Below are 13,572 nucleotides of genomic sequence, written 5' to 3' on the forward strand. Positions count from 1 at the left end.
CGATCGAAAACGGTCGTCGCGAATAACTCACAGTACGGGCGGACCCGCTGCCTCACCTGGTGTTTTTCGAGGCTAGAGTGGGATCCATGAATTCTCTCGGAGTGGTTTCGACGGTTGACCCGCTGGCGAGCTCGGCCGGTCGGGAAGTGCTGGAGTCCGGTGGCAACGCCGTCGACGCGGCGATCGCCGCCGGCGCTGTCCTCGCCGTTGTCGCGCCGCACCTGTGCGGTCTGGGCGGCGATCTTTACGCGCTGGTCCATATCCCGGGTGAGGAGAAGCCGGCCTGCCTCAACGCCACGGGAAGGGCCGGGTCGGGCGCCGACGCGGCCCGGATGAGGGAAGAGGGCCACTCCGTCATGCCGTTCCGCGACGACATCCGCGCCACGCCGGTTCCCGGCTGCGTCGACGGCTGGGTCGCGTTGAACGAGCGTTTCGGGACGCTTCCGATGAAAGACCTCCTCGACCCGGCTCGGCGGATCGCCGCCGAGGGGTTCGAGGCCACCGGCATGCTGGCCCGCGCGGTCAAGGGCAACCTGGCGGGAACGCCCGGTGCCGAGGACCTGTGGCGTCCGCTCGTGTCGGAGAACGGGGACTCCCCGGCCGAGCTGGGGCGGCGCATGGCACGACCCGGTGTCGCGCGGATACTGGAGGCCGTTGCGGCCGAAGGACGCGACGGATTCTACCGCGGCGAGTTCGGTCGAGGACTGATCGCGATGGCGAAGGGCGAGTTCACGGAAGCCGACCTGGAGAGGTTCAACGCCGACTGGGTGGAGCCGCTGTCTCTGGACGCCTTCGGCGCGCGGTTGTGGACCGCGCCGCCGAACTCGCAGGGTTATCTCGCCCTGGCGGGGTTGGGCATCGCCGAGCGGTTGGCGGAGCGGGGTCTCCTGCCCGACGACCCCGACGACGGCCGCTGGGCCCACGCGATGGCCGAGGCCGCCCGCGTGGCCGGGTTCGACCGGCCCGAGGTCCTGTTCGAGGACTCCGACGTGTCCTCGGTCCTGGAGTCGCTGGACGAGCGGGCCTCCTGGATCCGCGAGGGCGAGCGCGCTGAGGTTCCCGGCGTACAGGCCGTCGGCGGTACGACCGCGCTGGCGGCCGCCGACCGGGACGGGATGGCCGTCTCCTATATCCAGTCCAATGCCGCCGGCTTCGGGACCCACGTCTTCGAGCCGGCGACGGGCGTGGGGCTGCAGAACCGGGGTACCGGTTTCACTCTCGCCGAGGGGCATCGGGCGGAGTACGCGCCGGGGCGCCGTCCCCCGCACACCTTGGTTCCGTTCCTGGCGACCGATCCGGAGACGCGCAGGCCGCGCCTGGTGGCGACGACGATGGGCGGGGATTCGCAGCCGCAGATCGTCATGCAGTTGGCGGCGAGGGTTCTGCACCACGGGCAGTCGGCGGCGGAGGCGATGTGGGCGCCGCGTTGGCGTTTGCACCCCGGAACGACCGGTTTCGGCACGTGGGGCGATGCCGCCGCGCCGCGTTTCGCCGCGGCGGGTGCTTCGACGGATTACGAGGTCGACGTCGACTTGGAGTCGGGTGCTCCGGAGGGTTGGGGTTCGGTCCTGTCGGAGTCGGGCCATGAGTGGGTCGAGGTGGAGCAGGGCTCCACGTTCGGGCATGCGCATGTCATCGACTTCCGGAACGGTGGGGTCCAGGCGGCGGCCGATCCGCGCTCGGAGACGGGGACGGTGTCCCGCAGTGAGCGTTAGCCCTTTCCGCGGGGTTCTTTCGGAGGCGGCGGAGCGGGTTGCCGCGTCAGTGGCTCCTGACGGCATGTCGACTCGGGTGGTCGCGATCGACGGTCCCGGCGGGTCGGGGAAGAGCACCTTCGCTGATCTCTTGGCAGATCGGCTGGATGCATCCATTGTGCACACCGATGACTTCGCTTCGTGGGACGTGCCGCTGGACTGGTATCCGCGGCTGCGTGACGAGGTTCTCGTTCCGTTGTCGGAGAACCGGTCGGCTCGGTTTCGGCCGTTCGACTGGGAGTTGGGCGCGTTGCGGGATGTTCCGATCGTGGTGGAGCCGGCCGAGTTCGTGATCGTGGAGGGGGTGTCCTCTTCTCGTGAGGCGTTCCGGCCTTACCTGTCGTTCAGCGTGTGGGTGGAGACTCCGCGAGAGGTCCGTTTGCGCCGGGGTCTGGATCGCGATGGCGAGGAGGCCGCGGATTTCTGGGCGTCGTGGATGGCCGAGGAGGACGTTTATGTCCGGCGTGAGGATCCGGCGGGCAAGGCCGACATGGTCGTTGACGGGACTCGTTAGGGCCGTTCGGGAGTTTCCGGCCGTCTGTCCGGGTGTGCTGCCGGGAGGCGCCGACGCGGCTCGTCGAGCGATCGGGCTCGGGGCGCATGGGGTGCTCTGTGGGTTTTCTGTGTGCGGTGACGTGCCGTTTCATTGAAGTTCACGGATCTAGTGCGCGGCCGCGATGAGTCTCGGGCGCGGGGGTCGTCTAATCAATGACCGGCACTGTGTCGTCTGTCCTCCGGCGGGCGAAGTGCCTGCCCGCGCTTTACTCGAGGAGGATCCATGAAACCCCGCTCGCCCGGCGACTGCGATTTGGAACCCATCGTCTACGACGGCGTCGAGTTCGCCATGCGGCTCAACGGCGTGATGGTCGAGCTGTGGAACGTGTCGGAGAAGGAGGCGACCTATCCGGCGGTGACAGCTCAGTGTCTCCTGTGGTTCAACCCGCAGGTGCACCTGCACAGCGATGATCTGCGGTCGCGCGCGACAGTGGAGTGGATCGGCGGGCTGCGAGACGCGATCGCGCGGTCGGTCCGTCCTTTTCGCGAGCCCGTGGACGGCTGAACGGGCCGTCGAACTCCTTCGGCCGGTGCGTCTCACGGCGTACCGGAGGCGCATTGCCTCCGTGGCGGGTGTTCTCGGTCAGGTCAGTCCGAGGACGGCCTTCGTCGCGTCGAGGCCGTGGATCTCTATGTCGCCGCGGCGGTGGGGCAGCCAGTTCCGTCGTGTGAGGCGCCAGCGCTGTATCTGGCCTGTTTCGCCGCGCCGTTTCTCCCACTCCGTCCCGTTCTTCTTGTAGCCCAGGGACTGTGAGACTCCGTTGGATCCCTTGTTGTCCGTGAAGGCGTCGCTGTGGGCCTCGTCGGCCGCGAGTCCGTCGAAGGCCAGGTGCAGGACGGCCTCGCGCATTTCGCGACCGAGGCCTTTGCCGCGGACGTCGTTGGACAGCCATGAGAAGGTGACGACGGTGCCGAAGGAGGAGAACCGGTCTCCTATCAGGTCCTGCATCCCCACGGGTTCTCCGTCGTGCAGGATCACGAAGTACAGGCGCCAGTTCTCGGCGTCGACCCTGCCGCGTCCCCTCCAGACGCCCTGGATCCATTTGGCCACGCGCAGGTCGGGGTCGTCCTCGTACAGCGATATGGGGTCGTCGAACGGGGCCGGTTCGGCCATCGCCTTTCCCTCGCGCACCGAGGGCGCGAGGCGGTCGAGCAGTTCGTCGGTCGCGCCGGCGAGCTCCAGCCGGGGAGTGGTGACGCGCAGGTTGAGCGGGGCGTAGTTTCGCATGGGCTCAGCCTATGGAGGGCAGCCGACGGGCGCAACGGGATAATCGCCTAGGCGGACTGCGGACTGCGGACTGCGGACTGCGGACTGCGGACGCGGGCGGTGGTATGGCCCTACCAGCCGCGTTTGCGCCACTCATAGAGGTGGGGGCGTTCCTTGCCGATGGTGGTGTCGTCGCCGTGTCCCGGGTAGACGGTGGTGCCGTCGGTGGAGAGGTTGAAGATCTTCTCCTCGACGTCGTCGACCAGGCTGGTGAAGTTCTCCGGGCCGTCGGTCTTCCCGACGCCCCCGGGAAAGAGTGAGTCCCCGCTCCAGATGTGGCTGAAGCCCTCGGGGTCGTCGTACTTGACGGCGATGGAGCCGGGCGTGTGGCCGACGAGGTGGATGATCTGGAGGTCGCAGCTGCCGAGGGTGATCCGCTGGCCGTCGGTGACGGACTTGGTGACGACGGGGACCTCGGGCGCGTCGTCGGGGTGGGCGTAGCTTTCGGCGCCGGTCGCTTCGATGACCTGCTGGAGCGCGCGGACGTGGTCCCAGTGGCGGTGGGTGGTGATGACCGCTTCCAGGTCGGTTCCGGTGACTTCGAGGATGCGCTCGGCGTTGGCGGCGGCGTCGATGAGGATCTTCTTCCCGGTGCCGCGGTCTTCGAGGAGGTAGCAGTTGTTGTCCATGGCGGAGACGGAGAACTTGGTGATGCGCAGGCCGGCGAGGTCGCGGGTCTGGGCGGGCCCCTCTGGCGTGACGTGCCCGGTGTACCCGGAGTTGACGTGGTTGGTCATGGTGCGATACTGCCAGACCGACAGGGGCGCTGTCGACCTGGGGCTTGAATGTGAACGTAGCTAAGATTCGAAGTTTCTAAAATTCTCTTTCATCGAGGGTTCTCATTACCCCGGGGTAATGCTACCGTCTGGTAGGTATATATGCCATTCCATCAATGGAGGTGAACGTGAAGCGCCTAAGACAGTCGCTGGCGGTCCTGGCAGGGGCCGCCGTCCTCAGCACTCTCGCTGTGCAGGGCAACGCCTACGGAGAGAGCGCCTCCGGCGTCCGACCCGAGCCCGTGCCGCTCTCGGCCGAGCTCGAGGCCGTCCGAGCGGAGCAGGCCGTCGAACTCTACGGCAGCCCGGAGATCCGTCCGCGCGAGGAACGCTCCACCTCGCAGGTCGCCATGGGCGACAGTGAGATGTCCGGTGAGGGGGTGGGCAATTACGAGCCCGACACCGACCGGGACGGCAACTGGTGCCACCGCTCCTACGACCAGGCCCTGTACCGCACCGGGATCGAGACCGACGAGGTCTTCAACATCGCCTGCTCCGGAGCGGCCTCGCCGCACCTGGTCCAGGGGTCCGGCCAGTCCCAGTGGGACGAGATGAACCAGGGCGACAACCTGGCCGTCAAGGCCCGCAACACCAACGTCAAGCTCATCTACGTCGCCGTCGGGGCCAACGACACCAACGGCGTGGAGTTCGGCCCGGTCATGACCGACTGCGTGACCAAGCGCGTCCTCTTCCAGGGCGAGTGCTGGCCGACCTACACCGATGACTGGTCCGCCCGCGTCGAGGTCACCCGCGACGGCGTCGCGAACGCCGTGGCCTCCATCAAGAACACCATGACCGAGGCGGGATACCTCCAGGAGGACTTCGAGCTGGTGTTCATGTCCTACCCGACGCCCATGAGCCCGGACGTCGAGGACAACCCGGACTTCCCCGGCTGGTACGGGGGCGGATGCCTCGGTTACCTGGAGGACATGGCCTTCGGCCGCAACAAGGCCGTCCCGCTCTTCGAGCGGGGAGTGCGCGAGGCGGTCCTCGACCAGGGCGCCCGCTACCTCGACCTGTCGCGGCTGTTCGACGGCCACTCCGTGTGCGAAGAGGACACCTGGGCCCGCGGCCTCTACATCGACCTCGGCGCCGGCCTCAACGAGCACGCGCTGCGGCAGTCCTTCCACCCCAACTACAGGGGGCACGGAGCCTTCGCCGAGTGCGTGACCCAGTTCTACGACCGCCCCGACCTCGACACGGGAACCTGCGTCGACGTCAACTACTCGGGCGAGCCGCAGCTGTACGAGGGCCTGTTCTCCTTCCAGGACGTCCAGTCCGGCGGCTACTGCATGGACGCCGAGGGGTACAACGCACGCTACGACACCTCTCTCGTGGCGTGGGACTGCCACGGCGGCCGCAACCAGGGATTCCGCTATGACGAAGGGACCCAGACGATCCAGATCGAGCTGAGCCAGGCCCGGTGCGTCGACATAAAGGGCGGCGACATCGCCGTCGGGACCGAGCTGGTGCTGTGGAAGTGCACCGGCACCGGCAACCAGCGGTTCATCCCCGACGGCGGCGAGCTCAAGTCCGCCGTGGACCCGGCCCTGTGCGTCGCGTTCCCCGAAATCGAGGGCGACGGTCTGGTGATGCGCCACTGCGGCGCGGAGGGAACCTCCGTCACCTGGGAGGACCGCGCCTACTCGGACCCGGTCGGCTACGGTCACGACGACTGGATCGGGTCCATGACCTACTAGTCCGACTCCATGGGCGCCGGTGTCGGCGCCCATGGCACCGCGTTCACTCGGCCGGCGTGGGCTCCTTCGGGGCTGCCTTCTTTAGGAAGTGCAGCCCCAGCAGCGTGTACAGGAGCACCGACACCAGCGCCGCCCCCATGAGCGAGGCGGCCTGGGCCGAGTCGATGATCCCCCGGTCCAGGCCGGTCTGGGCGGCCACGATGACCAGCGGCAGCTCGACCGAGGCGAACAGCGCCAGCGCGCCCCGGTGGGGCCGGTCGACGTGGCGGGCGAAGAACAGCCAGGTCAGACCGCCGCGCAGCACCAGGAACGCCACCAGGAACAGCGGCAGCATCGCCAGGCTCGACGGATGCTTCCACAGCTGGTCCACCGGGAAGGTCACTCCCGTGTAGACGAAGAAGACCGGAATGAACGCGCCGTAGCCGATGGCGTCGAACTTGGACTGGACGCGTTCGATGTCCTCGTCCTTCATGGACGTCAGCAGCAGGCGGATGAGCATGCCCGCCGTCATCGCACCGAGGGCGACGTCCACCCCCGCCACGGCCGTGACGGCGATGCTGAGCATGAGCGCCATGAGCGCCAAGCGGACGGCGAACTGGGCGCTGGTGCCCAGCGTCGCGGTCAGGACGCGGGAGACGAGGTCGGAGCGCCGCAGCCGCGACAGGGCGATCACGGAGAAGGCCAGGCCGATCAGCAGGAGCGTCCAGGTGAAGGTCGCCGAACGCTCCGAGTGCGAGAAGAACAGGGCCAGCAGCAGGATGGGCCCGAACTCTCCGACCGCCCCGGTGGACTTGAGCGGCCCGTCGACGGGAGTCTCCAGGGCCCCGGCGTCCTTGGCGATGGGCAGGACGGTCCCCAGGGCGGTGGAGCACAGGGCGATCGCCCACAGCGCCGGATGGCCCGCGCCGGTCAGCGCGGCGACGGCGGCGACCACTCCCACGGCTATCAGCCAGGCCGAAGCCGCGAGTCCGGCGAGCCTGGGCTTCATCTTGCCGAGGTTCAGCTCGAATCCGGCGATGAAGAACAACATCGCCATGCCCACTTGGGAGAGTCCCTCGAGAATCCGGTTGGGTTTGATCCAGTCGAGGACGTGGGGGCCGAAAAGGATGCCGAGGAGGATTTCGAGGACCACGGTGGGGATGAGCACCCAGCGGCGCAGCTTCTCCGACAGCAGCGGGGCGAGCAGTCCGGCGGTCGCGGCGACGAAGAGGCCGACGGCCAGGTTCTGGTCGACGTTGAAGTCCATCCCCACAACCTATGCGGCGCTCCGGCCGCGCGCGGGCGAAACGGGCGAAAGTCGCGGCAGAGCACAAGAGGGCGGCCCGGCTCGGTGCCGGACCGCCCTCCATGGCCAAGGGCCGCTCCGCTCTTTCAAGCCTCTTGAGTCTCCTTGTGGTCGCGCGGTTTCGAGCCCCGCAGGCTCAGGGAGAGGCCCTTCCATCGGGCGATCGCGACGACGGCGCCGTTCATGAGCGCCAGCGCCAGCACGTAGGGCAGCGCGGTAGCCGCGGCGCCGGCGAGGCCGGAGTTGGCTACGACCCAGAGGAACTTGACGACGATGATCATGTTGATGACCGCCAGGCCCCACCCCAGGGACCGCTTCCAGAAGGCCGCGAGGAGCCCGCCGATCGAGGCGGGGATCATCGCGAGCGACGCCCAGGTGACCCAGGTGGGGTCGGCGAACAGGTCCCGCTCCATGTCGAGCACTTGCTGCATGTCGTCGTTGACGACCTCCGGCTCGGGGAACCAGAAGAAGCTCGACAGCATGGCGGCGATGGTCGCCGTCAGGAGCCAGGGCCGGCGCTTCCAGGCGAAGTAGGCCATGGGGAGGAAGAACAGCGGCCGGATGTACCAGCTGATCGGGTTGAGGTGGCGGGGCCAGGCCCACTCCAGAAAGTCCATAAGAATGTCCATGTTTCGATTCCTTTCGCAAGGCGGCGCCGTGGGGCGCTCGCCGGGGGTCCTCAGTGTTCGGTGGTCAGTCCGGTCGTCACGGCCTCGATGGTCGCCTCCAGGACCGACCGGTAGCCGTCGCCGAACTCGGGTTCGTGGACGGGCAGCAGCAGGACGCCCCGCAGGACGCCCAGCACCGTGCCCGGATCATCGCCGGCGATCCGGCCGGCGGCCTGCTCGCGGGCGACGAAGTCCAGGACGTCGTTGATACCGCTGTCGGAGGCCTCGGAGACCTGCTCGGGCGTCATCTTCTTCAGCAGCTGCGCCAGGTCGTCCGGTCGGGAGATGACCCGCTTGTAGAGGGGTTCGGCGTCGATGACGGCGACGGCCCCGTAGAGGTACCGGCGCAGCGCGTCCTTGGTGCCGGCGCCCCGGTGGAGGCCCTCGGCGACCGTCCTGCGGCGGACCCGGTCGCCCAGTTCGATGAGCAGTTCCAGGTAGAGCTCCTCCTTGGAGTCCCAGAACTGGTAGAAGGTGCTCTTGGCGATGCCGGCCGGGCCGGTCAGGTCGGCCAGGGTGGTCTTCTTCAGGCCCTTCTCCTGAAAGCTCTGGAGCGCGGCCTCGCGGATGCGGGCGCGGATCGCGTCGCGCTCCTCGGCGGTGTACTGGATCGGCATGCGGCCTCCCGTCGTCGGACCCTGTATAAAACAACTCATAAAAACGTTTTCTCGTTCTGTTTTTAGGTTACGACGACGGAAGGCCGGGGGTCAAGCCCCTGTGAAAACTTTTTAGGAGTTTGTTCTCAGGATTCGTCCCGCTTCTTCATGAGCCGGCCGAATCCCCGCTCCAGCAGCTTGAAGGCGTGCTTCGCCTCGCCGACGGCCTCCTCGTAGGAGTCGTCGGCCGAGGTGCCCGAGAGGATCCGGTGGATGTTCTGACGGCAGAGGACATGGCGGACGCCCATCAGCTGCGAGGCCATGACTTGGGCGGAGAACTCCGAGGCCGACTCCTCGGCGAGGGCCTCGACCAGGGCGTGCTCGGCGAGGACGCCGTTCTTCATGAACGCCGCCATCAACGGCGGGTTGTCCCGCACGACCTTGTGGATGCGCAGGACGAACGGGTCGTCGCTCAGGCCGGTGTGCGGCTCCCGCTTCTCCAGGCCGCGCAGGTGGTTGTCGCGGATCGCGTCCAGGGGCGTCCGGCCCGGCTTGCGGGCGCGCACCTCGTCGGCGTACTCGCGGATGTGGTCCGCGCCCACGTCGGAGATGATGTTCTCCTTCGTGGAGAAGTAGTTGAAGACCGTCACCTTGGAGACCTCGGCCGCCTCGGCGATCTCCGCGACCGAGACGTCGTCGAAACCGCGCTTCTCGAACAGCTCCAGGGCCGCCTGGAGGATCTTGTGCCGCGTGGCCAGCTTCTTGCGCTCGCGCAGTCCCAACTCCGTGTCCATGAGTCAACTATATCAAGTCAAAATATGAGTCAAATAAAAACTTGAACCTGGTTCAAACATGAGCTAAGTTTAGCTCATGTCAGGAAACCGGAAACCACCCGCGGGGAAGAAGCAGGGGCTCGTACCGCTGCTCCTGCGCTTCCTCGCCCCCTATAAGAGGGAGCTCGCGCTCGCGGTCCTCGCCCAGGCCGTCGCCGTGACCGCCAACCTCTACCTGCCGACACTCAACGCACAGGTCATCGACCAGGGCGTCCTCGCCGGCGACACCGACTACATCTGGAACCGCGGAGCGATCATGCTCGGGGTGACCCTCGCCTCCGCCTTGGCCGGCGGCCTCGGCGTCTACCTCGGCGCCCGCACCGCCATGGGAGTCGGCCGCGACGTCCGCCGCGCCGTGTTCGAGAAGACCCAGACCTTCTCCGCCCACGAGTTCGCCCGCTTCACGCCCGCCTCGCTCATCACCCGCACCACCAACGACGTCCAGCAGATCCAGATGCTCGTCCTCATGGCCGTGACCATGCTGCTCACGGCCCCGATCATGGCGATCGTCGGCATCGGGCTCGCCATGGGCCAGGACGTGCCGCTGGCCGCGGTCCTCCTCGTCTCCATCCCGGTGCTCATAGCCGTCATGGCGCTCATCATCCGAGCCATGATCCCCGCCTACAAGGCCATGCAGCCGCGCCTCGACGGCGTCAACCGGATCATCCGCGAGCACATCGGCGGCATCCGCGTCATCCGCGCCTTCGTCCGCGACGACCACGAGAGGGAGCGCTTCGCCGAAGGCAACGACCGCCTCCGCGAGGTCGCCCTCCGCGTCGGACGCGTCCAGGCCTTCTTCGGCGCCACCGCCATGGCCGTCGGCGCTCTCTCCACCATCGCGGTCGTCGCCATCGGCGGGCAGCGGGTCATGGACGAGTCCCTCCCGATCGGCTCCATGATCGCCTTCATCTCCTACCTGGGGCTCATCCTCGGAGCGGTCATGATGTCGCTGAGCATCTTCATGCTCGGGCCGCGCGCCAAGGTCTCCGCCGACCGCATCGGCGAGGTCCTCGCCGCCGAACCGGTCCTCCACGAGCCCGAGCACGCGCCCGAGCGAGTCCCCGAGACCGGCACGATCACCCTCTCCGGAGTCGGCTTCCGCTACCCGGGCGCCGAGGAGTCCGTCCTGCGCGGCATCGACCTGACCGTGCCCGGCGGCGGCACCACCGCCATCGTCGGCTCCACCGGATCGGGCAAGTCCACACTGCTCAACCTCATCCCGAGGCTCATGGGCGCCACCGAGGGCCGCGTCGCCATCGACGGCGTGGACGTGCGCGACCTCGACCGGGACACCCTCTCCGGGCTCATCGGAGTCGTCCCGCAGAAGGGATTCATCTTCACCGGCACCATCGCCACCAACCTCCGCTTCGGACGCGCCGACGCCACCGACGAGGAGCTCTGGGAGGCCCTGCGCGTCGCCCAGGCCGCCGAGTTCGTCTCCGACATGCCCGACGGACTCGACACCGCCGTCGGCCAGGGCGGCACCACCGTCTCCGGAGGACAGCGACAGCGCCTGTCCATCGCCCGCGCGCTCGTCGCCCGGCCCCGGATCTACCTCTTCGACGACTCCTTCTCCGCGCTCGACACCGCCACCGACGCCGCCCTGCGCGCCGCACTCGACGAGCACTTCGGCGATGCCGCCGGCACCTCGACCTCGAACGGGCGCGACCCGCACGACGTGACCCGGGTGATCGTCGCCCAGCGCGTCTCCACCATCCGCGGCGCCGACCGGATCGCCGTCCTCGACGAGGGCCGGCTCGCCGGAGTGGGGACGCACAGCGAACTGCTCGAGTCGAGCCCCGTCTACCGCGAGATCGCCGAGTCCCAACTGTCCGCCGACGAACTCCAGGAGGCACGATGAACGGCCGGAAACCCTCCGACTTCACCGGCACCGCACGGCGCTTCCTCGCCGAGCTCCGGGGCGACCGGATCCGCCTGGCCGCCATCGTCCTCACCAGCCTGCTCAGCGTCGCCGGGACGGTGGTCGTACCCGTCCTGCTCGGCCACGCCACGGACACCGTCGTCTCCGGATACCGCAGCGGATCGCTCGACACCGCGAGCCTGTGGACCGCCCTGGGGTGGGCGGTCGCCGTCTCCGTCGCCGGATGGGGCCTGACGGTCGCCACCGGGCGGCTGATCGCCTCCACCGCCCAGGCCGTCGCCTACCGGCTCCGCACCGAGGCCGACGACAAGATCACCCGGGTCCCGTTGAGCTACTTCGACAGCCGCACCCGCGGCGAGGTCATCTCCCGCGTCACCAACGACATCGACAACCTGACGCAGACGTTCCAGATGATCTTCCAGCGGACCCTCATGTCCCTCGTCATGCTCGTCCTCGTGCCGGTCATGATGCTGCGCATCTCCCCGCTGCTCACCGGGATCGTCCTGCTGACCCTGCCGGCCGTGGTCCTCACGGTCGTCATGATCGGCAAGCGCTCGCAGCCGGAGTTCGGCAGGCAGTGGGCGGCCACCGGCCGCCTCAACGGGCACATCGAGGAGACCTTCACCGGGCACGCCGTCGTCACCGCCTTCGGACGGCACCGCAGCGCCGTCGAGGAGTTCACCGAGCACAACGACGACCTCTACGCCTCGGCGTCCAAGGCGCAGTTCCTCTCCGGCCTGCTCGGGCCCGCCATGGTCATGTTCGGGTCGTTCCAGTTCGTCATCGTCGCCGTCGTCGGCGGCCTCCGGGTCGCCTCGGGAACGATGAGCATCGGCGAGATCCAGGCGTTCATCCAGTACGTCACCCAGCTCCAGCAGCCGGTGTCCATGCTGTCGACCATGGCCGGGCAGATCCAGTCCGCCGTGGCCTCCGCCGAGAGGGTCTACGACTTCCTCGACGCCGAGGAGGAGGACCCCGACCCCGAGCCGGCCGCCGAGCTCGGCACCGTCGCGGGCCATATCTCCTTCGAGGGGGTCTCCTTCCGTTACAAGGACGACGAGCCCCTGATCGAAGACCTCACCGTCACCGCCGAGCCCGGCGAGACCGTGGCCGTCGTCGGTCCCACCGGCGCGGGCAAGACCACTCTCGTCAACCTGCTCATGCGGTTCTACGAGATCGACGGCGGCGCGATCCTCGTCGACGGGGTGAAGACCACCGACATGACCCGCGCCGCGCTGCGCCGGCCGGTGGGGATGGTCCTGCAGGACGCCTGGCTGTTCAACGGCACCATCGCCGAGAACATCGCCTACGGCAGGCCGGACGCCTCCCGGGAGGAGGTCGAGGCCGCCGCCCGGGCCGCCCACGCCGACCGCTTCATCCGCACCCTTCCCGACGGCTACGACACCGTCGTCGACGCCGACGAGGGGTCCGGGCTCTCCTCCGGGGAACAGCAGCTGCTGACGATCGCCCGCGCCTTCCTCATCGACCCCTCGGTGCTCGTCCTCGACGAGGCGACCAGCTCGGTCGACACCCGCACCGAGATGCTGGTGCAGAAGGCCATGGTCGAGCTTCGCAAGGGGCGCACCGGCTTCGTCATCGCCCACCGCCTCTCGACGATCCGCGACGCCGACACGATCATCGTCATGGAGCGCGGCAAGGTCGTCGAGCAGGGCTCGCACGAGAGGCTTCTGGAGGAGCGGGGCGCCTATGCGCGCCTTTACGAGGCGCAGTTCGCGGCCGCTGCCGAGGAAGTCGAAGGGGCCGCCGTCTGAACTCCGGTTGATCATCTAGCGCCAGAGAGGCATCCGGCCGGGGCGGACCATCGTCCGCCCCGGCTGTCCCTGTTTTAGCCGGGCGCACAAGTGGGCCAAGCGTATATCCGGGTGTGTCAATGCGGACGACTGCGGCCTCGTAACCGTTTTCAGCGCCTTCACCTGATGAGAGGGGACAGCCGTGGGCGACGGTATAGACGTGGACTTGGAAGAGCTCGCCGAGTACTCCGGGTGGATGACGAACTTCCCGGAGCGTTTTCGGCCGACCGGTCTCCGCCGGCGCGGGGATCCCATCCGACATCGACAGGGCGCGACGCGGAGGAGAGTGGGAAAGAGTGGGTCGTGTGGGACTCGAACCCACAACCTACGGATTAAAAGTCCGCAGCTCTGCCAATTGAGCTAACGACCCGCAGACACCATACTCGACCGCCTCGCGCCGACGGTGGCGAAGGCCGCGAAACATGATGCACCGCACGACCGGGAG

12 protein-coding genes and 1 tRNA gene are annotated in these 13,572 nt (G+C 68.0%); 6 read left to right on the forward strand and 7 right to left on the reverse strand.

Annotated elements, in window-relative coordinates:
* The first annotated feature begins 86 nt into the window (after positions 1-86).
* The 3 genes from ACFTE1_RS23470 to ACFTE1_RS23480 all read left to right on the forward strand — a co-directional run bounded on the left by ACFTE1_RS23470 (position 87) and on the right by ACFTE1_RS23480 (position 2,814).
* The gene (locus ACFTE1_RS23470; RefSeq protein WP_380625901.1) at positions 87-1,715 is read left to right on the forward strand and encodes a gamma-glutamyltransferase family protein; all 1,629 of its coding nucleotides are present in this window, start codon (positions 87-89) and stop codon (positions 1,713-1,715) included.
* A 64-nt stretch (positions 1,716-1,779) separates the two neighbouring features.
* Positions 1,780-2,268: a uridine kinase family protein gene (locus ACFTE1_RS23475; RefSeq protein ID WP_380625899.1), complete on the forward strand. Its 489-nt coding sequence runs from the start codon at positions 1,780-1,782 to the stop codon at positions 2,266-2,268.
* Between the two features lie 264 nt (positions 2,269-2,532).
* Positions 2,533-2,814, forward strand: a complete 282-nt coding sequence (locus ACFTE1_RS23480; protein WP_380625897.1) for a hypothetical protein — start codon at positions 2,533-2,535, stop codon at positions 2,812-2,814.
* Positions 2,815-2,892: 78 nt separating this feature from the next.
* On the opposite strand, the gene ACFTE1_RS23485 is transcribed toward ACFTE1_RS23480, so the two are convergent.
* A complete protein-coding gene (locus tag ACFTE1_RS23485; protein ID WP_380625895.1) occupies positions 2,893-3,537 on the reverse strand; it encodes a GNAT family N-acetyltransferase in 645 nt (214 codons plus the stop codon).
* Positions 3,538-3,647: 110 nt separating this feature from the next.
* Positions 3,648-4,313: an MBL fold metallo-hydrolase gene (locus tag ACFTE1_RS23490; RefSeq protein ID WP_380625893.1), complete on the reverse strand. Its 666-nt coding sequence runs from the start codon at positions 4,311-4,313 to the stop codon at positions 3,648-3,650.
* A 167-nt stretch (positions 4,314-4,480) separates the two neighbouring features.
* Between ACFTE1_RS23490 and ACFTE1_RS23495 the strand changes: the two genes are divergently transcribed.
* Positions 4,481-6,052 carry a ricin-type beta-trefoil lectin domain protein gene (locus tag ACFTE1_RS23495; protein ID WP_380625891.1) on the forward strand — a complete coding sequence of 524 codons (1,572 nt, stop codon included), beginning with the start codon at positions 4,481-4,483 and terminating at the stop codon, positions 6,050-6,052.
* Positions 6,053-6,095: 43 nt separating this feature from the next.
* On the opposite strand, the gene ACFTE1_RS23500 is transcribed toward ACFTE1_RS23495, so the two are convergent.
* The 4 genes from ACFTE1_RS23500 to ACFTE1_RS23515 all read right to left on the reverse strand — a co-directional run bounded on the left by ACFTE1_RS23500 (position 6,096) and on the right by ACFTE1_RS23515 (position 9,395).
* Complete coding sequence (locus ACFTE1_RS23500) at positions 6,096-7,298, reverse strand: cation:proton antiporter (RefSeq protein WP_380625889.1); 1,203 nt, start codon at positions 7,296-7,298, stop codon at positions 6,096-6,098.
* Positions 7,299-7,423: 125 nt separating this feature from the next.
* Positions 7,424-7,966 (reverse strand): hypothetical protein, encoded by a 543-nt coding sequence (locus ACFTE1_RS23505; RefSeq protein WP_380625887.1) that lies wholly within the window; start codon positions 7,964-7,966, stop codon positions 7,424-7,426.
* A 50-nt stretch (positions 7,967-8,016) separates the two neighbouring features.
* The gene (locus ACFTE1_RS23510; RefSeq protein WP_380625885.1) at positions 8,017-8,622 is read right to left on the reverse strand and encodes a TetR/AcrR family transcriptional regulator; all 606 of its coding nucleotides are present in this window, start codon (positions 8,620-8,622) and stop codon (positions 8,017-8,019) included.
* A 125-nt stretch (positions 8,623-8,747) separates the two neighbouring features.
* On the reverse strand, positions 8,748-9,395 hold the full coding sequence (locus tag ACFTE1_RS23515) for a TetR/AcrR family transcriptional regulator (protein ID WP_380625883.1): 648 nt from the start codon (positions 9,393-9,395) through the stop codon (positions 8,748-8,750).
* 76 nt (positions 9,396-9,471) lie between these two features.
* Between ACFTE1_RS23515 and ACFTE1_RS23520 the strand changes: the two genes are divergently transcribed.
* Both ACFTE1_RS23520 and ACFTE1_RS23525 read left to right on the forward strand, forming a co-directional pair.
* On the forward strand, positions 9,472-11,295 hold the full coding sequence (locus tag ACFTE1_RS23520; protein WP_380625881.1) for an ABC transporter ATP-binding protein: 1,824 nt from the start codon (positions 9,472-9,474) through the stop codon (positions 11,293-11,295).
* Positions 11,292-13,088, forward strand: a complete 1,797-nt coding sequence (locus ACFTE1_RS23525; RefSeq protein WP_380625879.1) for an ABC transporter ATP-binding protein — start codon at positions 11,292-11,294, stop codon at positions 13,086-13,088. Before ACFTE1_RS23520 ends, ACFTE1_RS23525 begins: the two co-directional genes overlap by 4 nt.
* A 336-nt stretch (positions 13,089-13,424) precedes the next feature.
* On the opposite strand, the gene ACFTE1_RS23530 is transcribed toward ACFTE1_RS23525, so the two are convergent.
* A tRNA-Lys gene (locus ACFTE1_RS23530) sits at positions 13,425-13,497 on the reverse strand.
* Positions 13,498-13,572 lie beyond the last annotated feature (75 nt).

Source organism: Salininema proteolyticum (assembly GCF_042685645.1).
GTDB lineage: Bacteria > Actinomycetota > Actinomycetes > Mycobacteriales > Micromonosporaceae > Salininema > Salininema proteolyticum.

What these genes read in the sequence shown, in the direction of transcription:
- ACFTE1_RS23480 (WP_380625897.1), top strand. Translation starts at nt 2,533, where the DNA reads ATGAAACCCCGCTCGCCCGGCGACTGCGATTTGGAACCCATCGTCTAC.
- ACFTE1_RS23475 (WP_380625899.1), top strand. Translation starts at nt 1,780, where the DNA reads ATGTCGACTCGGGTGGTCGCGATCGACGGTCCCGGCGGGTCGGGGAAG.
- ACFTE1_RS23525 (WP_380625879.1), top strand. Translation starts at nt 11,292, where the DNA reads ATGAACGGCCGGAAACCCTCCGACTTCACCGGCACCGCACGGCGCTTC.
- ACFTE1_RS23500 (WP_380625889.1), bottom strand. Translation starts at nt 7,298, where the DNA reads ATGGACTTCAACGTCGACCAGAACCTGGCCGTCGGCCTCTTCGTCGCC.
- ACFTE1_RS23470 (WP_380625901.1), top strand. Translation starts at nt 87, where the DNA reads ATGAATTCTCTCGGAGTGGTTTCGACGGTTGACCCGCTGGCGAGCTCG.
- ACFTE1_RS23485 (WP_380625895.1), bottom strand. Translation starts at nt 3,537, where the DNA reads ATGCGAAACTACGCCCCGCTCAACCTGCGCGTCACCACTCCCCGGCTG.
- ACFTE1_RS23505 (WP_380625887.1), bottom strand. Translation starts at nt 7,966, where the DNA reads ATGGACATTCTTATGGACTTTCTGGAGTGGGCCTGGCCCCGCCACCTC.
- ACFTE1_RS23520 (WP_380625881.1), top strand. Translation starts at nt 9,472, where the DNA reads ATGTCAGGAAACCGGAAACCACCCGCGGGGAAGAAGCAGGGGCTCGTA.
- ACFTE1_RS23510 (WP_380625885.1), bottom strand. Translation starts at nt 8,622, where the DNA reads ATGCCGATCCAGTACACCGCCGAGGAGCGCGACGCGATCCGCGCCCGC.
- ACFTE1_RS23515 (WP_380625883.1), bottom strand. Translation starts at nt 9,395, where the DNA reads ATGGACACGGAGTTGGGACTGCGCGAGCGCAAGAAGCTGGCCACGCGG.
- ACFTE1_RS23490 (WP_380625893.1), bottom strand. Translation starts at nt 4,313, where the DNA reads ATGACCAACCACGTCAACTCCGGGTACACCGGGCACGTCACGCCAGAG.